The 20,938-nt window shown below is 69.9% G+C and carries 24 protein-coding genes; 17 read left to right on the top strand and 7 right to left on the bottom strand.

Annotation, left to right across the window (positions count from 1 at the left end):
- Nucleotides 1–2: 2 nt before the first annotated feature.
- The 3 genes from leuD (at nt 3) to OG844_RS19520 (ending at nt 1,731) form a co-directional block, all read left to right on the top strand.
- A complete protein-coding gene (gene leuD, locus OG844_RS19530) occupies nt 3–596 on the top strand; it encodes a 3-isopropylmalate dehydratase small subunit (protein WP_406391878.1) in 594 nt (197 codons plus the stop codon).
- 104 nt (nt 597–700) lie between these two features.
- Nucleotides 701–928, top strand: coding sequence for a hypothetical protein (locus tag OG844_RS19525; protein WP_351172173.1), 228 nt, complete (start codon nt 701–703; stop codon nt 926–928).
- A gap of 143 nt (nt 929–1,071) precedes the next feature.
- Entirely contained in the window at nt 1,072–1,731 is a 660-nt protein-coding gene (locus tag OG844_RS19520) for an HU family DNA-binding protein (RefSeq protein ID WP_351172170.1), read from the top strand.
- A gap of 80 nt (nt 1,732–1,811) precedes the next feature.
- On the opposite strand, the gene OG844_RS19515 is transcribed toward OG844_RS19520, so the two are convergent.
- Nucleotides 1,812–2,015, bottom strand: a complete 204-nt coding sequence (locus OG844_RS19515) for a hypothetical protein (RefSeq protein ID WP_406391877.1) — start codon at nt 2,013–2,015, stop codon at nt 1,812–1,814.
- Between the two features lie 10 nt (nt 2,016–2,025).
- Nucleotides 2,026–2,709, bottom strand: coding sequence for a 2-phospho-L-lactate guanylyltransferase (cofC, locus tag OG844_RS19510; protein WP_406391876.1), 684 nt, complete (start codon nt 2,707–2,709; stop codon nt 2,026–2,028).
- Between the two features lie 151 nt (nt 2,710–2,860).
- Between cofC and OG844_RS19505 the strand changes: the two genes are divergently transcribed.
- From OG844_RS19505 to OG844_RS19495, 3 genes are read left to right on the top strand one after another with little or no spacing between them, the layout of a single operon-like run.
- Complete coding sequence (locus tag OG844_RS19505; protein ID WP_406391875.1) at nt 2,861–3,613, top strand: lysophospholipid acyltransferase family protein; 753 nt, start codon at nt 2,861–2,863, stop codon at nt 3,611–3,613.
- A complete protein-coding gene (locus tag OG844_RS19500) occupies nt 3,610–4,620 on the top strand; it encodes an NAD(P)H-dependent glycerol-3-phosphate dehydrogenase (RefSeq protein ID WP_406391873.1) in 1,011 nt (336 codons plus the stop codon). Before OG844_RS19505 ends, OG844_RS19500 begins: the two co-directional genes overlap by 4 nt.
- Before the next feature lie 34 nt (nt 4,621–4,654).
- Nucleotides 4,655–5,839, top strand: coding sequence for a D-alanine--D-alanine ligase family protein (locus OG844_RS19495; RefSeq protein ID WP_406391871.1), 1,185 nt, complete (start codon nt 4,655–4,657; stop codon nt 5,837–5,839).
- 9 nt (nt 5,840–5,848) lie between these two features.
- On the opposite strand, the gene OG844_RS19490 is transcribed toward OG844_RS19495, so the two are convergent.
- Together OG844_RS19490 and OG844_RS19485 are read right to left on the bottom strand one after the other, a co-directional pair.
- Nucleotides 5,849–6,340, bottom strand: coding sequence for a DUF3515 domain-containing protein (locus OG844_RS19490; RefSeq protein WP_406391870.1), 492 nt, complete (start codon nt 6,338–6,340; stop codon nt 5,849–5,851).
- Between the two features lie 20 nt (nt 6,341–6,360).
- Nucleotides 6,361–6,594 carry an Lrp/AsnC family transcriptional regulator gene (locus OG844_RS19485; RefSeq protein ID WP_056791028.1) on the bottom strand — a complete coding sequence of 78 codons (234 nt, stop codon included), beginning with the start codon at nt 6,592–6,594 and terminating at the stop codon, nt 6,361–6,363.
- Nucleotides 6,595–6,914: 320 nt separating this feature from the next.
- On the opposite strand from OG844_RS19485, the gene OG844_RS19480 reads away from it, so the two are divergent.
- Complete coding sequence (locus tag OG844_RS19480) at nt 6,915–7,886, top strand: thiamine-phosphate kinase (protein WP_406391869.1); 972 nt, start codon at nt 6,915–6,917, stop codon at nt 7,884–7,886.
- A gap of 10 nt (nt 7,887–7,896) precedes the next feature.
- Complete coding sequence (thiD, locus tag OG844_RS19475; RefSeq protein WP_351172146.1) at nt 7,897–8,703, top strand: bifunctional hydroxymethylpyrimidine kinase/phosphomethylpyrimidine kinase; 807 nt, start codon at nt 7,897–7,899, stop codon at nt 8,701–8,703.
- A gap of 85 nt (nt 8,704–8,788) precedes the next feature.
- Here thiD and rpmB read toward each other — a convergent pair whose 3' ends face one another.
- Complete coding sequence (rpmB, locus tag OG844_RS19470; RefSeq protein WP_003965989.1) at nt 8,789–8,974, bottom strand: 50S ribosomal protein L28; 186 nt, start codon at nt 8,972–8,974, stop codon at nt 8,789–8,791.
- Nucleotides 8,975–9,232: 258 nt separating this feature from the next.
- On the opposite strand from rpmB, the gene OG844_RS19465 reads away from it, so the two are divergent.
- The 9 genes from OG844_RS19465 (at nt 9,233) to mutM (ending at nt 19,399) form a co-directional block, all read left to right on the top strand.
- On the top strand, nt 9,233–10,855 hold the full coding sequence (locus tag OG844_RS19465) for a DAK2 domain-containing protein (RefSeq protein ID WP_406396186.1): 1,623 nt from the start codon (nt 9,233–9,235) through the stop codon (nt 10,853–10,855).
- Between the two features lie 48 nt (nt 10,856–10,903).
- A complete protein-coding gene (locus OG844_RS19460; RefSeq protein ID WP_406391868.1) occupies nt 10,904–14,161 on the top strand; it encodes a helicase-related protein in 3,258 nt (1,085 codons plus the stop codon).
- A 90-nt stretch (nt 14,162–14,251) separates the two neighbouring features.
- A complete protein-coding gene (gene rsmD / locus OG844_RS19455) occupies nt 14,252–14,836 on the top strand; it encodes a 16S rRNA (guanine(966)-N(2))-methyltransferase RsmD (protein ID WP_406391867.1) in 585 nt (194 codons plus the stop codon).
- A 26-nt stretch (nt 14,837–14,862) separates the two neighbouring features.
- Nucleotides 14,863–15,342, top strand: coding sequence for a pantetheine-phosphate adenylyltransferase (gene coaD / locus OG844_RS19450; protein WP_351172207.1), 480 nt, complete (start codon nt 14,863–14,865; stop codon nt 15,340–15,342).
- 97 nt (nt 15,343–15,439) lie between these two features.
- A complete protein-coding gene (locus OG844_RS19445; protein ID WP_406391865.1) occupies nt 15,440–16,609 on the top strand; it encodes a cell division initiation protein in 1,170 nt (389 codons plus the stop codon).
- A 148-nt stretch (nt 16,610–16,757) separates the two neighbouring features.
- Nucleotides 16,758–17,423: a DUF177 domain-containing protein gene (locus tag OG844_RS19440; protein WP_329206982.1), complete on the top strand. Its 666-nt coding sequence runs from the start codon at nt 16,758–16,760 to the stop codon at nt 17,421–17,423.
- 2 nt (nt 17,424–17,425) lie between these two features.
- On the top strand, nt 17,426–17,599 hold the full coding sequence (gene rpmF, locus OG844_RS19435; protein WP_003965982.1) for a 50S ribosomal protein L32: 174 nt from the start codon (nt 17,426–17,428) through the stop codon (nt 17,597–17,599).
- A gap of 19 nt (nt 17,600–17,618) precedes the next feature.
- Entirely contained in the window at nt 17,619–18,443 is an 825-nt protein-coding gene (rnc, locus tag OG844_RS19430) for a ribonuclease III (RefSeq protein ID WP_406391863.1), read from the top strand.
- A gap of 98 nt (nt 18,444–18,541) precedes the next feature.
- Entirely contained in the window at nt 18,542–19,399 is an 858-nt protein-coding gene (gene mutM, locus OG844_RS19425; RefSeq protein WP_406391862.1) for a bifunctional DNA-formamidopyrimidine glycosylase/DNA-(apurinic or apyrimidinic site) lyase, read from the top strand.
- Between the two features lie 79 nt (nt 19,400–19,478).
- Here mutM and OG844_RS19420 read toward each other — a convergent pair whose 3' ends face one another.
- Nucleotides 19,479–19,898: a winged helix-turn-helix transcriptional regulator gene (locus tag OG844_RS19420; protein ID WP_406391861.1), complete on the bottom strand. Its 420-nt coding sequence runs from the start codon at nt 19,896–19,898 to the stop codon at nt 19,479–19,481.
- A 93-nt stretch (nt 19,899–19,991) separates the two neighbouring features.
- On the bottom strand, nt 19,992–20,933 hold the full coding sequence (locus OG844_RS19415; protein WP_406391859.1) for a CAP domain-containing protein: 942 nt from the start codon (nt 20,931–20,933) through the stop codon (nt 19,992–19,994).
- Nucleotides 20,934–20,938: the final 5 nt, after the last annotated feature.

The raw sequence follows: 20,938 nt of genomic DNA, 5'->3' as shown, positions 1-20,938 counted from the left end.
CCATGGAAGCATTCACCGCACACACAGGCCGGGCCGTCCCGCTGCGCCGCAGCAACGTCGACACCGACCAGATCATCCCCGCGCACTGGCTGAAGAAGGTCACCCGCGACGGCTTCGAGGACGGGCTCTTCGAGGCCTGGCGCAAGGACGAGAACTTCGTCCTCAACCGGCCCGAGCGGGCTGGAGCCTCCGTACTGGTGGCTGGCCCCGACTTCGGCACCGGTTCGTCCCGCGAGCACGCGGTCTGGGCCCTGCAGAACTTCGGCTTCAAGGCGGTCATCTCCTCCCGGTTCGCCGACATCTTCCGCGGCAACTCACTGAAGAACGGTCTGTTGACCGTCGTCCTCGACCAGAAGGTCGTCGACGCGCTGTGGGACCTGTCGGAAGCCGATCCGACGGCCGAGATCACCGTTGACCTGGAGAAGCGGCAGGTTCTCGCCGAGGGAATCACCGCCGACTTCGAGCTCGACGAGAACGCCCGCTGGCGACTGTTGAACGGGCTCGATGACATCAGCCTCACCCTTCAGAACGAAGCGGACATTGCGACTTACGAGGCGGCCAGGCCGTCCCATAAGCCGCGCACAATTGACGCCTGAGCAGCGCTTTTCCCGAACTGCGCCCCCTGCCTTCCGGCAGGGGGCGCAGTCGCTTGTTGAGACCCCCTCGGGCGACAACTCGCCCCAGATGGCACAATCGGTGCATGGGACGCGACAGCCAACTCGAGCTCTATGGCGAAGTCGCCGACCGATTGAAGGAAGCGCACGCAAGGGTGCGCTCACTGCAAGTCCCGGAGGGCGTAAGGATGGCGCTGTCCCGGAAGCTGCTGGTCGTCACGGCCGCGGCTAAGCACGATCTCCCGGACGCGGCAAGGCGTCTGGACCGGTTGATGAAGGACCTCGATGAGGGCCGATTCCCCGAAGGTGACTGACTCTGCGGAACAGTGCAGCAGTCGACTTCGTTGCGGCACTAGGGTGATTAGCCCGTTTCGTGTTTGATTTGCGGTATATATCTGCCTAACGTGCGAAAAAGCCTGAACAGTTTCGTTCCGGCGATGTCTCCGAAGGGGAAGACGTGAACAAGGCGCAGCTCGTAGAAGCGATTGCCGACAAGGTCGGCGGCCGCCAGCAGGCCGCCGACGCGGTCGATGTGGTACTCGACGCGATCGTCCGTGCGGTTGTCGCCGGTGACCGTGTATCGGTCACCGGCTTCGGCTCGTTCGAGAAGGTCGACCGCCCCGCCCGGTACGCCCGCAACCCGCAGACGGGTGAGCGCGTACGGGTCAAGAAGACGTCCGTGCCGCGATTCCGTGCGGGACAGGGGTTCAAGGACCTGGTGAGCGGCTCGAAGAAGCTCCCCAAGGGCGGCGAAGTGGCCGTGAAGAAGGCCCCCAAGGGCAGCCTCTCGGGCGGTGCTTCCACCCGTACGACCACGAAGGCCGCGGCCAAGAAGGCCACCGCCAAGAAGGCCACCGCGCGCAAGACCACCGCCGCCGCGGCGAAGAAGACCACCGCGGCTGCGAAGAAGACCACGGCGAAGAAGACCACCGCCACGGCCAAGAAGACCACCGCGGCCGCGAAGAAGACGGCCCCGGCCAAGAAGGCGACGGCCACGAAGAAGACCGTCGCCGCCAAGACCGCACCCGCCAAGAAGACCACGGCGAAGAAGGCGCCCGCGAAGAAGACCACGGCGCGCAAGACCACAGCCAAGAAGGTCACCGCACGCAAGAAGTGAGACCGGGCAACGCTCGCTTCTCATACGCGCCGGGCCGGGCTCCCTCCGGGGAGCCCGGCCCGCGGGCTGTCAGGAGCCGTTCACAGCGTCTGCAGGGTCACCAGGGTGATCCGGAGGGAAGCCCCCTCGCCCTCGGTCTCCAGCCGTACCCGCTGGCCCGGACGCAGCAGCCGCAGGCTGCCCGCGTCGAAGGCGGCGGCATCGAACTCCACCGGGGTGCCGTCGTCGAGAAGCACGCTGCCCGTGCGGGTCTCGGAGTCGTACGTGAACGAGGTCGCCTGCATGGACGGCAGCCTATCGGTCCCCGGCCGGCGCCACCGAGGTGCGCAGCCTCGCGGTGTACGGCCCCACTCCGAGGACCATGGCCACCTCCAGATCCTCGCTCGTGTCCACGTCCCTGCGCACGGAGTCGAGGCCGGGCAGCGAGATCTCCTCGGCGCCCGACGCCAGGTGCCGTGCCGCGGACGGTCCGCCGAAGGCCGGCCGCAATTCCACCCCGGGTGCCGCCGAGAGAAATGTGGTCCCGATTCCCTGCGTATCGGTGACAAATGCACGCGGAAATGCCGCCGAGAATTCGAGCACCCGCGCCAATTCCCCCGGGCGCAGTGCGGGAAGATCCGCGTTGAGGGCGGCCACCGCGGCGCCGGGACGCCGCGCGAGCACGGATCGCGCTCCGTACTCCAGCGCGGCGTTCAGCCCGGCCGCCGGTGCGTCGGCCACGACGCGGGCCCCGAGCGCGGCCAGCGCCGCCCCCGCGCTCCGGTCGTCCGTGACGACCACCACATCCCGTACGGCCCGGCAGGACAGTGCGGCGGACACCGTGTCCTGGGCGAACGCCAGGGCGAACCGGGGGCGGAGTTCCTCACCCGCCGCCCGCCCCAACCGGCTCTTGGCCCGCGCGAGAGGTTTCAGCGGGACGACCAGGGACCAGGACTCGGTCGGGTCGGTGTTCGTGGCGATCTCCCCCTCCGTACGCATCTGGACCTATTCTCGCCTGCCGGTACGACAACCCGGAGGGCCGCCCCCGCAGGCGAGGCGTACGGTGTTCTCCACACAGAAGCGGCCTGGGGGCGAGACGTCACCGCCGCGAGCCAGGCAGCAGGTCAGTTCCTTAGAGGAAGGCGTCCGAGTGTCCCGCCGTAGAATCGGCTTCTGGTACCGCCTGGCGGCGGTCATCGCAAAACCGCCCCTGGTGGTTCTGTTCAAGCGCGACTGGCGGGGAATGGAACACATTCCGGCCGATGGCGGATTCATCACAGCGGTCAATCACAACTCGTATCTGGACCCGCTTTCGTACGGTCACTTCCAGTACAACACCGGCCGGGTACCACGGCTCCTCGCAAAAGCGGGACTGTTCAGGACCCCTTTTGTCGGAATGATGCTCCGTGGTACCGGACAGATCCCCGTATACCGTGAGACGACCGACGCGCTGGACGCTTTCCGCGCCGCCGTCGACGCCATCGAGCGGGGCGAATGCGTCGCCTTCTACCCGGAGGGCACCCTCACCCGGGACCCCGACATGTGGCCGATGGCCGGCAAGACCGGAGCCGCCCGCGTCGCGCTGATGACCAAGGCACCCGTCATCCCCGTCGCCCAGTGGGGCGCCAACCTCGCGATGCCGCCCTACGCCAAGGACGACAAGCTCCGGCTGTTCCCCCGCAAGACCCTTACAGTCCAGGCGGGACCGCCGGTTGACCTCTCCCGCTTCTACGGACTCGAGCCGACGCCCGAGGTGCTGCGCAGTGCCACCGAGGTCATCATGGCCGCGGTCACCGCACAGCTGGAGGAAGTCCGCGGCGAGAAGGCCCCCGCCGAGCTCTACGATCACCGCAAGGCCCGTGCTGAACAGCGGCGCAAGGCAGAGGGAAAGGGACCCACGTGACGCACCCCGCGAAGGCAGCCGTCTTCGGAACCGGCTCATGGGGTACGGCCTTCGCCATGGTCCTGGCGGACGCGGGCTGCGAGGTCACCCTCTGGGGCCGCCGCGCCGAAGTCGCCGACGCCATCAACACGACCCGTACCAACCCGGGCTATCTGCCGGGAATTGAGCTCCCCGCCTCGGTCCGGGCCACCACCGACGCCGCCGAGGCACTGCGCGGCGCCGACTTCGCGGTCCTGGCCGTGCCCTCGCAGACGCTGCGTGCCAACCTCGCCGACTGGGTCCCGTACCTGGAAGCGGGCACGGTGCTCGTCTCGCTGATGAAGGGTGTCGAACTCGGCACAGCCAAGCGGATGAGCGAGGTCATCCAGGACGTCGCCGGAGTCGCCGCGGACCGCATCGCCGTTGTCACCGGCCCCAACCTCGCCAAGGAGATCGCCGAACGCCGCCCCGCGGCCGCCGTCGTCGCCTGCTCGGACGAATCCGTGGCGCAGCGCCTCCAGGCCGCCTGCCACACCCCGTACTTCCGGCCGTACACCAACACCGACGTCGTCGGCTGCGAACTCGGTGGCGCCGTCAAGAACGTCATCGGTCTCGCCGTGGGCATCGCCGACGGCATGGGCCTCGGCGACAACACCAAGGGCTCGCTCATCACCCGCGGCCTCGCCGAGACCACCCGCCTCGGCCTCGCCATGGGCGCCGACCCGCTGACGTTCTCCGGACTCGCGGGCCTCGGCGACCTGGTGGCCACGTGCTCGTCCCCGCTGTCACGCAACCACACCTTCGGCACCAACCTCGGCCGGGGGATGACACTCCAGGAGACCGTCGCCGCCACCAGCCAGACGGCCGAGGGCGTCAAGTCCTGTGAGTCGGTGCTCGATCTGGCACGCAGGCACGGTGTCGACATGCCCATCACCGAGACGGTCGTCAGCATCGTCCACGAGGGCAAGCCGCCGGTGGTCGCGGTCAAGGAACTGATGTCGCGCAGCGCCAAGCCCGAGCGGCGCTGACTCGAGTCCTACCAGCAGGTACGCTCATCGCGATATGAGCAGCCAGAACCTCCCCCAGAGCCCTGAGAGCCCCCTGAGCTCCGAGCAGAGCTCCGAGCAGGGCCGCAAGCCGCGCGTGGCCGTCGTGTTCGGCGGCCGGAGCTCCGAACACGGCATCTCGGTCGTCACGGCCGGTGCCATCATGAGCGCCATCGACCGGACGAAGTACGACGTCCTGCCGATCGGCATCACCAGGGACGGACGTTGGGCCCTCACGGCCGACGACCCCGCCCGTATGGCCATCACGGACCGCAAGGTGCCCGAGGTGGACCAGCTGACCGAGTCCGCACAGGGAGTCGTCGCGCTCTCCGTCGACCCGGGCAGCCGTGAGGTCGTCCTCAGCGAACCCGGTGCGGTGCCCACGGCCCTCGGCGAGGTCGACGTCGTCTTCCCCATGCTCCACGGCCCGTACGGCGAGGACGGCACCCTCCAGGGGCTCCTCGAGCTCTCAGGTGTGCCGTACGTCGGCGCGGGTGTCCTCGCCTCGGCCGTCGGCCAGGACAAGGAGTACATGAAGCGGGTGTTCACCTCCTTCGGGCTGCCGGTCGGCCCGTACGAGGTCATCCGCCCCCGGCAATGGGAGTCCGACCGCGCCGCCGCCCGCAAGCGCATCATGGAGTTCGCCGCCGAACACGGCTGGCCGCTCTTCGTGAAGCCCGCCCGCGGTGGCTCCTCCATGGGCATCACCAAGGTCGACGACGCCGCCGGCCTCGACGAGGCCATCGAGGAAGCCCGCAGGCACGACCCCAAGTTCCTCGTGGAGTCCCTGCTGCGCGGCCGTGAGATCGAGTGCGGCGTGCTGGAGTTCGAGGACGGGCCCCGCGCCAGCGTCCCCGCAGAGATCCCGCCGGTCACCTCGCACGACTTCTACGACTTCGAGGCCAAGTACATCGACTCGGCGGCGGGCCTGGTGCCCGCCCCGCTCACCGAGGAGCAGACCGCCGAGGTCCGGCGGCTCGCCGTCGAAGCCTTCGAGGCCGCCTCCTGCGAGGGCCTGGTGCGCGCCGACTTCTTCCTCACCGAGGACGGCACGTTCGTCATCAACGAGATCAACACCATGCCGGGCTTCACCCCGATCTCCATGTACCCGCGCATGTGGCAGGAGAGCGGTGTGGACTACCGGGAGCTGGTGGACCGGCTCATCCAGTCCGCGCTGAACCGCTCCACCGGACTGCGCTGACCCCGAGGGCTAGAGACTCTCGGGCACCGTGTCCCTGACCGGTACGGCGAACGCCGACAGGGGGGTGGCGTCGTGGGCGTACTCCGCCCCGAGCGTCACCTCGACATACGCCTTGCGGTAGGTGGTCGTGAACCGCGGACCGGCGTCATCCCGCTGCTCCAGCAGCCAGTTGACGCCGTCCGCGTCGATCGCCTCGGACTGGACATCGTCCATCTTCGCGGGCCGGGGGACTCCGCAGCGCAGTACGATCGCCCCGTCCCCCCAGGCGGCGGTCAGCACGGAATCCGGTCCGGGATCACTCCGCTCGAGACCGGTAATGGTCTTCGGCAGCTCCTTGTGCAGCGCCCCGCAGTACGCTGCGGCCTCCGGCGACGGCGTGGGAGCCGTGACCGGGAGGCGAGCGTCGCCGGAGGAGCAGCCCACCGCGGCCAGGACGAGCAGGGCGGCGGCGGGCGCGGCGAGAAGTACGGATCGGGGGGACCGGCGGCGGGTGTGCGTCACCGGACCAGCGTAGTGGGGGGTCAGAGGTGGACGACCGGGCAGGTCAGCGTTCGTGTGATGCCGTCCACCTGCTGCACCTTGGCGACCACCATGCGGCCGAGGGCGTCGACCGTGTCGGCCTGCGCGCGCACGATCACGTCGTAGGGGCCTGTGACGTCCTCTGCCTGGATCACTCCCGGGAGCTTTGCGATGGTCTCGGCGACGATCGACGCCTTGCCCACCTCGGTCTGGATAAGGATGTACGCCTGTACCACGGAACCTCCAGGGCGGCCACGAGGATCATGTGGGGGAAAGGGACGCCACGTTATCGCGTTGCCGCGGGTCGCGGGGAGACCTGCGGGCCGGTTGACGTCCACAGCGTGGCGTACGCAGCACAGAAGTTGACGTATCTCTTGACGGTACCGACAGCAGCAAGGGCGCGCGACCGCAAGCCCACCGGTGCAGAAGGGGGACAGTGATGCCCGTACGTCCCGGGGCCACCGGCTCCCGTCGACGGCCCGTTCACGGTCCGGACCTCCGGCCGCTGAAGCAGCCCGGACAGGCGTCCGGTGCGATAAATGAGAGGTGAGACTCGGTGAAGGGAACCGTGGGCGAGTTGGGGGAGTTCGGGCTCATCAGAGAGCTCACTTCCCGGCTCACCACCACTCCGGCGGTACGACTGGGACCCGGCGACGACGCCGCGGTCGTGGCCGCTCCCGACCGCAGGGTCGTGGCCAGTACGGACATCCTGTTGGAAGGGCGGCACTTCCGCCGCGACTGGTCGACCGCGTACGACGTCGGCCGCAAGGCCGCCGCACAGAACCTCGCCGACATCGCTGCCATGGGCGCCGTGCCCACGGCGCTGCTCCTGGGCCTCGTCGTACCCGCCGACCTCCCGGTCACCTGGGCCGCAGAACTGATGGACGGGCTGCGTGACGAATGCCAGGTCGCCGGCGCCGCCGTGGTCGGGGGCGATGTCGTCGGCGGCGACACCATCACCGTCGCGATCACCGCGCTCGGCGATCTGCGCAACCACGAACCCGTCACCCGGTCCGGTGCCAGGCCCGGCGACGTCGTCGCCGTCACCGGCTGGCTCGGCTGGTCGGCCGCCGGATTCGCCGTGCTCTCCCGCGGCTTCCGCTCGCCGCGTGCCTTCGTCGAGGCCCACCGGAGGCCCGAACCGCCCTACCACGCGGGCCCCGCGGCGGCCGGACTCGGCGCCACCTCCATGACCGACGTCAGCGACGGGCTCGTCGCCGACCTCGGACACATCGCGGAGGCCAGCAAGGTCAGGATCGATCTGCGCTCCGGACTGATCGACATCCCCTCGCAGATGTCCGACATCGGACAGGCCGTCGGCGTCGACCCGCTGCAGTGGGTGCTCACCGGGGGAGAGGACCACGCGATCGTGGCGACCTTCCCCCAGGACGTGAAGCTCCCCGCCCGCTGGAAGGTGATCGGCGAGGTCCTCAACCCCTCCGCGCTGCCCCAGGTCACGGTCGACGGGGCGCCCTGGACGAGCAAGGGCGGCTGGGACCACTTCGGCTCCATCGAGGACGCCCAGTAGATTCCGGGGCATGGCCATACCGACCGCTGTTCCGCCCAGAGTGCTCACCGTCGCCGGATCCGATTCCGGCGGCGGTGCGGGCATCCAGGCCGACCTCAAGACGATGCTGGCCCTCGGGACGCACGGAATGAGTGTCCTGACCGCTGTGACCGCCCAGAACTCGCTGGGTGTCCAGGGGGCCTGGGACCTTCCCGTGGAAGCCGTACGCGCCCAGTACCGCAGTGTCGTCGACGACATCGGCGTCCAGGCCGTGAAGACCGGCATGCTGTCCTCGGCCGCGCTCGTCGACGCCGTCGCCGGCCTCCTGGCGGGGACGGACGCGCCCGTCGTCGTCGACCCCGTCGGGGTCTCCAAGCACGGGGACGCGCTGCTGGCCGCCGAGGCCCTCGATTCCGTACGGACGAAACTCCTGCCGACCGCGACGGTGGCCACCCCGAACCTCGACGAGGTGACCCAGCTCACCGGGATCACGGTCACCGACGAGCGGGGAATGCGGCTGGCCGCCGCCGAGGTGCTCTCCTACGGGCCGCGCTGGGTGGTCATCAAGGGCGGACACCTGCCCGGGGAGGCCGTGGACCTGCTGACGGACGGCAGCGAGGAACACTGGCTGCGCGCGCCGAGGCACGACAACCGGCACACCCACGGCACGGGCTGCACCCTGGCCTCGGCGATCGCGTGCGGACTCGCCAGGGGCCAGGACGTGCCGACGGCCGTACGGGGCGCGAAGGCGTACGTGACCGGCGCCATCGAAGCGGGCTTCGCGCTGGGCGGCGGGATAGGCCCCGTCGACCACGGCTGGCGGACCCGCGCCCGCTGAGGGCTGAGAGGAGCACAGCAAAAAGCCGGTCCACCGAGGTGGACCGGCTTTTTGGGCAACCGGAAGGCTGCGCTACGACGAGACGTCAGCGCGCGACCTTGCCGGCCTTGATGCACGAGGTGCAGACGTTGAGCCGCTTCGGCGTCCGACCGACCACGGCACGCACGCGCTGGATGTTGGGATTCCAGCGACGGGACGTACGGCGGTGCGAGTGCGAAATGCTGTTGCCGAAGCTCGGCCCCTTGCCGCAAACGTCGCAGTTGGCAGCCACGGGTCACTCCAAAGACTTCAGATGCACTTACAGTGAATTCCGGCGCGCCGGATTCATTTGACTGAAGTGGCGGTACCGGAGGAATGGCCCGACTCTCGCCGGGCAACCGAAGCAGCATACAACGGCTGCGTCGGAGATACGAAACTACCACGGACCGCGGGTCCGTCCCGCCCGCCCCTGTCCGGGCCAGGTGTTCCGGGCGAGGGCTACTCTGCGGTGCAGTCCGCCCCCCTCGGCCGCCTCAAGGAGGACCACACGGTGCCGCAGTCCCCCGACGCTCTGGACGCCGTCGCGGTGCGCACCTGGTGCTCACTGGCGCTGGAAGCCCTGGGCCGTGAGCGCGAGGCGATCGACGCCATCAACGTCTATCCCGTCGCCGACGGGGACACCGGCACCAACCTCTACCTGACCGTGGAGTCCGCGGCGGCAGCCGTCGAAGCGGTCTTCGCGGCCCATGAGACCGGCTCCACCGTGCCGGCCGCCGCCGACGCCGTACGGGCCATGGCGCACGGCGCGCTGATCGGCGCCCGGGGGAACTCCGGCACGATCCTGGCCCAGCTGCTGCGCGGCATGGCGGGCGTGCTCGCCGAGGCGGGTGACGCGGATCACCTGCGTACCGCCCTGGCCGAGGCCGCTACGGCCGCCCGCCGGGCCGTCGCCCACCCCGTGGAGGGCACGGTCCTCACCGTCGCCGACGCGGCCGCCGAAGCCGCCGCGGCCACCGCGGGCACCGCAGACCTCACCGCCGTGCTGGACGCCGCCTACGAAGGCGCGCGCACGGCACTGGCAGCGACCCCCGGGCAGCTCGCCGTCCTCGGCAGGGCAGGCGTCGTGGACGCGGGCGGACAAGGCCTCGTGACCGTGCTCGGGGCACTGGTCGAAGCGGTCGGCGGGCAGACACCGGCACGCACCGCGCCGGTGGCACCCGACGTCCTGCCCCTGACCGGCGACTGCGCCCCGGAGGGACCTGACAGCGGTCCCGCCTTCGAGGTGATCTACCTGCTGGAGGCCCGCGACGAAGCCGTCGACCGGCTGCGGAGCCGACTGGACGCGCTGGGCGACTCCCTCGTCGTGGTCGGCGGCGACGGCCTGTGGAACGTCCACGTCCACGTCGACGACGCCGGAGCCGCCGTGGAGGCGGGCGTCGAGGCCGGCCGGCCGTACCGGATCCGGATCACGCACTTCGCAGCCGACCGGGTCCGCGCCCACGTCGAACCCGCCCAGCGCGGCGTCGTCGTCGTGGTCCCCGGCGACGGGCTGTCCGGCCTGTGCACGGAGGCCGGGGCGACCACGGTGCTGGCGCGGCCCGGCGAGCCGCCGGCCAGCGGCGAACTGGTCGACGCGATCCGCCGGGCCCACGCCCGCGAGGTGGTCCTGCTGCCCAACGACGCCCAACTGCGCCACACCGCGGCGGCCGCCGCCGAGCAGGCCAGGGCCGAGGGCGTCCGCGTCGCCCTGATCCCCACCCGCGCCGCCGTCCAAGGGATCGCCGCGCTCGCCGTCCACGAACCGGACCGCAGCTTCGACGAGGACGTCGTGGCGATGACCGCGGCGGCCGGCGCCACCCGGTACGCCGAACTCGCCGTCGCCGAACGGCAGTCGTGGACCATGGCAGGCATCTGCCAGGCGGGCGACATCCTCGGCCTGATCGACGGGGACGTCGCCGTCATCGGCGAGGACGTCCCCGGCACGGCCCGGACCGTCCTGGACCGCATGCTGTCGGCGGGCGGCGAACTCGTCACCCTGGTCCTGGGCGAGGACGTCCCGGACGCCCTGGCCGAAGCCCTGCAGGAGCACGTCCGCGAGGGCTACCTGGCCGTCGACACGGTGATCTACCGGGGCGGCCACCAGGCGGCACCCCTGCTGATCGGCGTCGAGTAGCGGCCCCGGTGCGGTGCCCGGCGACATTTGTCGGTGCCGTGGTGTGCAATGGATCGCGTGTCCGCGTTCGATGAACCCCTCAAGAAGCTGCTCGGTGGAGCCACCGCGAAGGTGATGGCCGAACACCTCGACCTGCACACGGTCGGCGACCTGCTGCACCACTACCCCCGGCGCTACGAGGAGCGGGGCCGCCTCACGGCGCTCACCGAGCTCCCGCTGGACGAGCACGTGACGGTCGTCGCGCAGGTCGCCGACGCGCGGGTCATGATGTTCAACAACGGCCGCGGCAAGCGCCTCGAAGTCACCCTCACCGACGGCAGCGGCAGACTCCAGCTGGTCTTCTTCGGACACGGCGTCCACAAGCCGCACAAGGAGCTGCTCCCCGGCCGACGCGCGATGTTCGCCGGCAAGGTCTCCGTCTTCAACCGGAAGATGCAGCTCGCCCACCCCACCTACCAACTCCTCGACGCCCAGGACGAGGACGAGGCGACGGACGCAGTGGACTCCTTCGCCGGGCAGCTGTTGCCGATCTATCCCGCCTGCAAGCAGCTCGACTCCTGGCGGATCGCCAAGGCCGTCGACACCGTCCTGCCGAGCGCACAGGAGGCCGTCGACCCGCTGCCCGCGACACTCCGGGAGGGGCGCGGATTCGTCCCGCTGCCCGAGGCACTGCTCAAGATCCACCGCCCGCACACCAAGGCGGACATCGCGGCCGCACGGGAGCGGCTGAAGTGGGACGAGGCCTTCGTCCTCCAGGTCGCGCTCGCCCGCCGCCGCTACGCGGACACCCAACTCCCGGCGGTGGCACGCCGATCCGTCCCCGACGGACTGCTCGACGCCTTCGACGCCAAGCTGCCCTTCACACTCACCGAAGGCCAGCAGAAGGTCACCGGAGAGATCTTCGGCGACCTGGCGACGGAACACCCGATGCACCGGCTGCTGCAGGGCGAGGTCGGCTCGGGCAAAGCACAGCCGCTCGACGCGCTGGTTCTGACCCCCGAGGGCTTCAAGCCCATGGGGACCGTCGTGCAGGGCGACGAGGTAGTGGTTCCCACGGGGGAAGTTGCCACAGTTGACGGGGTGTACCCCCAGGGAGAGCGGGATGTCTGGCGGCTTGTTCTGTCCGACGACACGGTGGTCGAAGCCGATGACGAGCATCTGTGGATCGTCGGGACCAGCTGTGCCTGGGCCCGCGGGGACACGCCCAAGGTGATGACGACCCGCGAGATCAGGATGGACACGTGCAAGGCCAACGGGTCGTCCAAGTGGTATCTCCCGTCCGCCGCACCGGTGGATCTCACATCGAGGTCGGAGCCGCCCCTCGACCCCTATGTCTTCGGATTGCTGCTCGGGGACGGCTCGTTCCGTCACAACCTGCGTCTGTCCACGGCCGACGACGAGATCCTGACGGCAGCGCGATCCACACTGGGACCGGACTGCGAGCTGGTACCCGTGCCAGGTTCGACGTGTGACTACACCATCCGGATGACGGGGGTGAGGAGCGGGTCGCGGGAGAACCCGGTCATCAGCGTGCTGCGTGCGCTGAATCTGTGGGGGGCCACGTCGCACCACAAATTCGTCCCACCAGTATTCAAGAACACGACGATCAAGCATCGGCTTGCCGTCCTGCAAGGGCTCATGGACACGGACGGGACCGTGGACGCTCAAGGGATGCGTGTTTCGTTCTGCTCGGCCTCGCGGCGGTTGGCCGACGACGTGGCCTGGCTCGTTCGTTCACTCGGTGGGCGTGCCAGGGTGCATCCGCAACAGGCGGCCTTCACTGTATCGATTGCCATGCCTGCCGAGTACGTGCCGTTCCGACTCACTCGCAAGGCCTCACGCATGCGGACCCGACCGAAGTACAACACGTTCCGGCGCGGAATTCGCTCGGTCGAGTACGTCGGGCGAAAGCCGGTCCAGTGCATCAGCGTCGCCCACCCGAGTCACGCGTACGTCACCGATCACTTCACGGTCACGCACAACACGATGGTCGCCCTGCGCGCCATGCTCACCGTCGTCGACGCGGGCGGCCAGGCCGCGATGCTGGCACCCACCGAGGTGCTCGCCCAGCAGCACCACCGGTCCATCACCGAGATGATGGGCGAGCTCGCGGAGGGCGGCATGCTCGGCGGCTCCGACCGGGGCACCAAAGTGGTCCTGCTCACCGGCTCCATGGGCGTCCCGGCCCGCCGCCAGGCCCTGCTCGACCTGGTCACCGGCGAGGCCGGGATCGTGATCGGCACCCATGCGCTGATCGAGGACAAGGTGCAGTTCCACGACCTCGGTCTGGTCGTCGTCGACGAACAGCACCGCTTCGGCGTGGAACAGCGCGACGCGCTGCGCTCCAAGGGCAAGCAGCCGCCGCATCTGCTGGTCATGACCGCCACACCCATTCCCCGCACCGTCGCGATGACCGTCTTCGGGGACCTGGAGACCTCCGTCCTGGACCAGCTCCCGGCCGGCCGCTCACCCATCGCCAGCCATGTCGTCCCCGCCAAGGACAAGCCGCACTTCCTCAGCCGTGCCTGGGAACGCGTCCGCGAGGAAGTGGAGAACGGCCACCAGGCGTACGTGGTGTGCCCCCGCATCGGGGACGACGCCGACGGGGCCGCAGAGAAGAAGGGGAAGAAGCAGGCCGCCCCCGAGGAGAAGGGGAAGAAGCAGGCCGCCCCCGAGGACGACGCCGAGAAGCGTCCGCCGCTGGCCGTGCTGGAGATCGCCGAACAGCTCCGCAAGGGCGCGCTCACCGGCCTCCGGACCGAGGTGCTGCACGGCAGGATGCACCCCGACGACAAGGACGACGTGATGCGCCGGTTCGCCGCCGGCCAGGTCGACGTCCTGGTCGCCACCACCGTCATCGAGGTCGGGGTGAACGTCCCGAACGCCACCGCGATGGTGATCATGGACGCCGACCGCTTCGGGGTCTCCCAGCTGCACCAGCTGAGAGGCCGTGTCGGGCGGGGCTCCGCCCCCGGCCTCTGCCTGCTGGTCAGTGAGGCCCATGAGGCGAGTCCCGCCCGGGCCAGGCTCTCGGCCGTCGCCGCCACCCTCGACGGCTTCGAGCTCTCCCGGATCGACCTCGAACAGCGCCGCGAGGGCGATGTCCTCGGCCAGGCCCAGTCCGGCGTCCGCTCCTCCCTGCGGGTGCTCAGCGTCATCGACGACGAGGAGGTCATCGCGGCGGCCCGCGAGGAGGCCGTCCGCGTCGTCGCCGACGACCCCGCGCTGGAGCGGCTCCCCGAGCTGCGCATCGCGCTGGACGCGCTCCTGGACAAGGACAGGGAGGAGTACCTCGACAAGGGGTGACCAGGACCGGATCCGCACCGACGCCATATCGTGGGAGCACAGCACGCGTCCCGTCCTGCGTGCTGCCCGCTACCCGAGGACCAGACACCCATGACCCGCGTGATCGCCGGCTCGGCCGGCGGACGCCGCCTGGCCGTCCCGCCCGGCACCGGCACCCGCCCCACGTCCGACCGGGCGCGCGAGGGCCTGTTCTCCACCTGGGAAGCGCTCCTGGGCACCCTCGACGGCATCCGTGTCGCCGATCTCTACGCGGGCTCCGGCGCCGTCGGCCTCGAGGCGCTCTCCCGCGGTGCGGTCCACGCGCTGCTCGTGGAGGCCGACGCCGGGGCCGTACGCACCGTCCGTGACAACGTCCGCACCCTCGGCCTGCCGGGCGCCGAAGTCCGAGCGGGCAAAGCCGAGCAGATCGTGACAGGAACGGCACCCGCGGACCCTTACGACGTGGTGTTCCTCGACCCGCCGTACGCCGTCACCGATGGCGATCTTGGCGAGATACTGCTCACACTCCGTGCTCAGGGGTGGCTCAGCGACGATGCTCTCGTCACGGTGGAACGCAGCACCCGAGGCGGAGTATTCAGCTGGCCGACAGGATTCGAGCCACTGCGGGCCCGTCGCTACGGCGAGGGAACGCTTTGGTACGGTCGCGCCGCCTCTACGTGCGAAGACGCACGATGACCGCATCGGAGAGCGAGGGAACCACGTTGCGCCGCGCCGTCTGTCCGGGGTCGTTCGACCCCATCACCAACGGACATCTCGACATCATTGGCCGAGCCTCGAAGCTGTACGACGTCGTGCACGTCGCGGTGATGATCAACCAGTCCAAGACCGGTCTGTTCACGGTCGAGGAGCGGATCGAGATGATCCGCGAGGTCACCGCGGACTTCGGCAACGTCGAGGTCGAGTCCTTCCACGGGTTGCTGGTCGACTTCTGCAAGCAGCGCGACATCCCGGCGATCGTGAAGGGCCTGCGGGCCGTCAGCGACTTCGACTACGAGCTGCAGATGGCCCAGATGAACAACGGGCTCTCGGGGGTCGAGACACTCTTCGTGCCGACCAATCCCACCTACAGTTTCCTGTCGTCCTCCCTGGTCAAGGAGGTGGCGACCTGGGGCGGCGACGTCTCGCACCTGCTGCCGCCGTCCGTCCACGAGGCCCTCGTGGAGCGTCTCGGCCAGAAGTGATGTGCTGACCGTCCGTCACCAGGTGTCGGACGGCAGGCGACTGGCCTTACAGTCGTCCCGTCCGTCTCCAACAGCAGCAGAGAGTGGCGAGCACACGGTGGACGTGCAGAAGAAGCTCGACGAGATCGTCGAAACGGTCGGGAACGCCCGCGCCATGCCCATGTCGGCGTCCTGTGTGATCAACCGCGCCGAGCTGCTCGCGATGCTCGAAGAGGTGCGCGAGGCGCTGCCCGGCTCGCTGGCACACGCCGAGGAACTCATCGGCGGCCGTGAGCAGCTCGTGGAGCAGGCCAGGCAGGAGGCCGAGCGGATCATCGAGTCCGCCCACGCCCAGCGCGGCTCGCTGGTCTCCGACACCGAGATCGCCCGGCGGTCCCAGGCGGAGGCCGACCGGATCCTGTCCGAGGCCCGCAGGGAGGCCGACGAGGTCCGCGGCGAGGCCGACGAGTACGTCGACAGCAAGCTCGCCAACTTCGAGGTCGTCCTCACCAAGACCATCGGGTCCGTCGACCGCGGCCGGGAGAAGCTCCTGGGCCGCAGCGAAGGGCTCGACGAGCAGGGCTACGAGGACCCGGACTACACCGAGGCGCCCGAGCGCAGCGCGGACCCCGAGACGCTCAGGCGGCGCGCCGACGACTACGTCGACACCAAGCTCGGTGCCTTCGAGGCCGTGCTCGCCAAGACCCTGGAAGCCGTCGGCCGCGGCCGCCAGAAACTGCACGGCCGGGTCGCCACCGACGACCTCGGCGCGCACATGGCGGCCCAGGACGCCGCGGGCGGCCACCAGCGCACCAGCGACGAGGACCACTGGGCGGGACTGGCCGAGATCTCCACCCCCGAGCCGCAGCACACACCCGGGCAGCCCCTGTACGCGGAGCCCGCGCAGCCGGGCTACGCGCCGGTGGCGGACTACCAGGACGGCACGGTGCAGGACTACCAGGACGGCGGGGTGGCGGACTACCAGGACCCCTCGCAGACCGGGTTCCCCGTCCAGTCGCAGACCGAGCCGCAGTACGCGCAGACGTACGCCTACCAGGACCAGCAGGACGGCTACGGCTACCAGCAGCAGCCGGACCCGTACGCCGCCTACCAGCAGCAGGGCTACGACCAGGGCGGCCTCCAGGCGCAGCCCCAGCAGGACTACGGCTGGCCCCAGCAGGCCCAGGCGCCCCTGCCGCAGGGTGAGAGCGCGCTCGACGAGACCAGCCTCTTCGACACCAGCATGATCGACCTGGAGCAGCTGCGCCGGTACGAACAGGGGCGCTGACCGGAGCGGGGCGGCGGCAGTCCGGACCGGATTGGGAGCTGGGCGGTACGTCCAGTATCCTGGCTCTTCGGTCGCGCGTATGTCGCGATCCCGGCTGCCCTCTTCCTCCACGGACCTGGGCGGCCCCTCCGGAAGCTGCACATTGCACATGATTTCGAAAGCGGGAAAAGCCCTGAACGGTCACCTCGACCACCGCAACCCCCTCGTGTTCGATACGCGCGAGCTGGGTCGGCGTCCCGGTGCCCTGAAGCGGCTGACCCGCTCGGTGGAAGCGCCGAAGGATCTCGGTATCGACGGGGTCATCGGTGTGCCGGAGAAGGCACCCGTGGTGCTGGACCTCCGCCTCGAATCGGTCATGGAAGGGGTGCTCGTCACAGGCACCGCCCGTGCAACGGCCGAGGGGGAGTGCGTAAGGTGTCTGGAGCCGGTGCGCCTTGAGGTCGCAGCGGACTTCCAGGAGATGTTCTCGTACCCTGACGCCGATGACCGGAACCGCAGCAGGACCGCGGACCCGGTCGACGACGCCGAGGACGACGAGGACAGGTTCTTCCTCGAGGACGGCTTGTTCGACCTCGAGTCTGTGCTGCGTGACGCGGTAGTGCTCGCACTGCCGATGCAGCCGGTGTGCAAGGAGACCTGTGCCGGTCTGTGTTCCGAATGCGGAATCAGGCTGGACGAGAATCCCGGCCACCACCACGATGCCGTCGACGCACGTTGGGCGGCACTGCAAGGACTCGCCGAGACCGTTCAGGACGGCGAGAAGGACAACATGGGCGGCGCCGAACCTGGCGTCGACGAGAAGCAGGAGAAGTAGCCGTGGCTGTTCCGAAGCGGAAGATGTCGCGCAGCAACACGCGCCACCGCCGGTCGCAGTGGAAGGCTGCGGTCCCCACCCTGGTTTCGTGCGAGCGTTGCCAGGAGCCGAAGCTCCAGCACATTGCGTGCCCGAGCTGCGGCACCTACAACAAGCGCCAGGTCCTCGAGGTCTGAGCGGCTGGTGAGAGGCCCGATGTCTGAGTTGTCCAGCGCCAAGAAGCAGGCAGACAACGTCAACACAGCCTCGTCCCACACGCTTCTGGAAGGGCGGCTCGGGTACCACCTCGAGTCCGCCCTTCTGGTGCGTGCGCTGACCCACCGTTCGTACGCGTACGAGAACGGCGGTCTGCCCACCAACGAGCGGCTCGAATTCCTCGGGGATTCGGTGCTCGGCCTGGTGGTCACGGACACGCTGTACCGCACCCACCCCGACCTGCCCGAAGGCCAGCTGGCCAAGTTGCGGGCCGCGGTGGTCAACTCGCGTGCACTTGCGGAAGTGGGCCGCGGCCTCGAACTCGGCTCCTTCATCCGGCTCGGCCGCGGTGAAGAGGGCACGGGTGGCCGGGACAAGGCTTCCATCCTCGCCGACACCCTTGAAGCGGTGATCGGCGCCGTCTATCTCGACCAGGGCCTCGGCGTGGCCTCGGAGCTGGTACACCGGCTCTTCGACCCGCTGATCGACAGGTCCTCCAACCTCGGAGCCGGCCTGGACTGGAAGACCAGTCTCCAGGAGCTCACCGCGAGCGAGAGCCTCGGAGTCCCCGAGTACCTCGTCACGGAGACCGGCCCCGATCACGAGAAGACCTTCACTGCTGCTGCTCGCGTCGGTGGTGTCTCGTACGGCACCGGCACCGGCCGTAGCAAGAAGGAAGCGGAGCAGCAGGCGGCAGAATCCGCCTGGCGTGAGATCAGCGCCGCCGCAGAAGCGCGGGAGGCGGCAGAGAAGGCCGCTGCCGACGCAGGAGTCGCCGAGACCCCTGCCGACCCGTCGCCGAACACGGACGCCACTCCGGCCTGAACCGTCCGACAGCCCCTCGGTGCCTGGCGCACCGGGGGGTTTTCGCTGGCCTCCGCCGTCTGCTGTCATGTCTGCTGGTTCGTCTTCGAAGGAGCGCCGTGCCCGAACTGCCCGAGGTCGAAGTCGTCCGGCGCGGTCTGGAGCGCTGGGTCACCGGACGGACCGTCGACGAGGTGGAGGTCCTGCACCCGCGGGCGGTCCGCAGGCACCTCGCGGGCGGGCCGGACTTCGCCGCCCGGCTGACGGGCCGGCGCTTCGGCACGGCAATGCGCCGCGGCAAGTACCTCTGGGTGCCGCTGGAGGAGGTGTCCTCCTCGCTGCTCGGCCACCTCGGCATGAGCGGTCAGCTGCTGGTGCAGGCCGGGGAGGCCCCCGACGAGAAGCATCTGCGGATCAGGATCCGCTTCGACGACGATCTCGGCACCGAACTGCGCTTCGTCGACCAGCGGACCTTCGGCGGGCTCTCGCTCCACGAGAACACCCCTGACGGGCTGCCCGACGTCATCGCTCACATCGCGCGCGACCCCCTCGACCCGGCCTTCGACGACGCGGCGTTCCACACGGCGCTGCGCCTGCGCCGTACGACGGTCAAGCGAGCCCTGCTCGACCAGTCCCTGATCAGCGGGGTCGGCAACATCTACGCGGACGAGGCGCTCTGGCGCAGCCGGCTGCACTACGAGCGGCCCACCGCGACCCTCACCCGGCCGAAGTCGGCGGAGCTGCTGGGCCATGTCCGGGCGGTGATGCACGAGGCGCTCGATCAGGGTGGCACCAGCTTCGACAGCCTCTACGTCAACGTGAACGGCGAGTCCGGCTACTTCGACCGGTCGCTCGACGCGTACGGACGCGAGGACGAGCCGTGCCGCCGCTGCGGGACGCCGATGCGCCGTCACCCCTGGATGAACCGCTCCAGCTATTTCTGCCCACGCTGCCAGCGTCCGCCGCGTACGGGCTGAGAGTGCTCGGGCCTTCGGCCGCGTACGGGCTGAGGCGGTTCCGGCCGTTCCGCCGCGTCCGCGTACCGGCTGAGGGGGCTCAGGCTCCGCGCGTCCCGTCGTAGCGCCCGCGTGCGTCGAGCACCTCGGGCATGCTGCCCTGTACGAGGTGGATGAGTCCCAGCAACTGTCCGGTGACCTCGCGGCCCAGAGCTGTCAGCTCGTAGTCGACCCGCGGCGGGTTGGTGGGCCGGGCATCCCTGTGCACCAGGCCGTCGCGTTCCAGGGCGTGCAGGGTCTGGGAGAGCATCTTCTCGCTGACCCCGTCGATCCGGCGGCGCAGCTCGTTGAAGCGGAGACTGCCCCCGTGCAGCGCGCCGAGCGTCAGACTGCCCCAGCGGCCCGTGACGTGCTCCAGCGTTCCGCGCGAGGGGCAGTTCCGGGAGAACACGTCGAACGGCACTTCGCTGCCGTCGCGCGCGGAGTCCGCCTCTGTCCCGCCGATGTCCGTCCCGCCCATGCGAGCCAGCTTACGCGTGTGCAGCGCTCACTTCTGGTGAGCGCTGCACACGTCATGCCGTCGCGAAGGGGCCGGAAGGCGGCCGGGAGCCGGTCAGAAACCGAAATCCTGCGTCCACCACGGGCCGCCGGAACCGAGCTGCACACCCACGCCGAGCGTCGTGTAGTCGCAGTTGAGTATGTTCGCGCGGTGGCCGTCGCTGTTCATCCAGGCGTCCATCACAGCCTGCGCGTCGGCCTGGCCGCGGGCGATGTTCTCGCCGCCGAGGCCTTCCACCCCCGCCTTGTCGGCGCGGTCCCAGGGGGTTGCCCCGTCGGGGTCGGTGTGGCCGAAGAAGCCGCGGGCTGCCATGTCCTCGCTGAAGCTCTGGGCGAGCGCGTTCAGGGAGGCGCTCGCGGTGACCGGGCGGCAGCCGACCTTCGCGCGCTCCTGATTCACCAGGGCGAGCACCTCGGCCTGTGCGGAGGTGTCGGCCGTCGGGGCCGCGGTCGAGCGGCTCGGAGTGGCGGACGGCTTCTTCGGCGCGGCGGGGGCCCTGGTGGCCGGGCTCGAAGGCTTCTTCGACTCCGTGGCCGGCGCCTTCGTGCGCTCCGGCTTCTTCGTCGGCTTGTCGGCCTTCCTGGCCGCCGGCTTCGAGGCGGTGGCGGACGGCTCCTTCGTCGGAGTGGCCGAGGCGGACTTCGACGGCGCCGCAGGGCGCACGCTGCTCCGTCCGGCCTGCGCGGACGCGGACTCCGATGTGCGGTCGGTCGGCGTGGCGGAGGAACCGCCCTGCGTCAGCAGGTCCGGGGCACCGCCCGCGCGGACCTGGTCGGCGGCGGGGCCGCCGCTCACGCTGTAGGTGTCACCGCCGGGCAGCAGACCCGATGCGACAGCGACCGCGCCGACGGCCACGGCCGCGGACACGCCGAGGAGTCCGGTGCGCAGAGGCGCCCCGGCCCGCTTCCTGCGGCGGTTGCCGCGGTGCCCGCTTGTCCCGTCTGCTGTGTGCTGGTCAGCGGCGGGGGCTGCGCCCGAGCGTCGATGGCGTCCCATGCGCT

The sequence above is a fragment of the Streptomyces sp. NBC_00887 genome (genome assembly GCF_045207585.1).
Note: the sequence above shows the minus strand (reverse complement) of the source record. Positions and strands in the feature narration are given on the sequence as shown.

Bases quoted from the DNA above. Each gene is read 5' to 3' on its own strand.
- OG844_RS19460 (WP_406391868.1), top strand. From the start codon at position 10,904: ATGGATCGCGTGTCCGCGTTCGATGAACCCCTCAAGAAGCTGCTCGGT.
- OG844_RS19415 (WP_406391859.1), bottom strand. From the start codon at position 20,933: ATGGGACGCCATCGACGCTCGGGCGCAGCCCCCGCCGCTGACCAGCAC.
- OG844_RS19495 (WP_406391871.1), top strand. From the start codon at position 4,655: ATGAGCAGCCAGAACCTCCCCCAGAGCCCTGAGAGCCCCCTGAGCTCC.
- OG844_RS19525 (WP_351172173.1), top strand. From the start codon at position 701: ATGGGACGCGACAGCCAACTCGAGCTCTATGGCGAAGTCGCCGACCGA.
- rnc (WP_406391863.1), top strand. From the start codon at position 17,619: ATGTCTGAGTTGTCCAGCGCCAAGAAGCAGGCAGACAACGTCAACACA.
- thiD (WP_351172146.1), top strand. From the start codon at position 7,897: ATGGCCATACCGACCGCTGTTCCGCCCAGAGTGCTCACCGTCGCCGGA.
- OG844_RS19440 (WP_329206982.1), top strand. From the start codon at position 16,758: ATGATTTCGAAAGCGGGAAAAGCCCTGAACGGTCACCTCGACCACCGC.
- rsmD (WP_406391867.1), top strand. From the start codon at position 14,252: ATGACCCGCGTGATCGCCGGCTCGGCCGGCGGACGCCGCCTGGCCGTC.
- cofC (WP_406391876.1), bottom strand. From the start codon at position 2,709: ATGCGTACGGAGGGGGAGATCGCCACGAACACCGACCCGACCGAGTCC.
- leuD (WP_406391878.1), top strand. From the start codon at position 3: ATGGAAGCATTCACCGCACACACAGGCCGGGCCGTCCCGCTGCGCCGC.
- OG844_RS19420 (WP_406391861.1), bottom strand. From the start codon at position 19,898: ATGGGCGGGACGGACATCGGCGGGACAGAGGCGGACTCCGCGCGCGAC.
- OG844_RS19515 (WP_406391877.1), bottom strand. From the start codon at position 2,015: ATGCAGGCGACCTCGTTCACGTACGACTCCGAGACCCGCACGGGCAGC.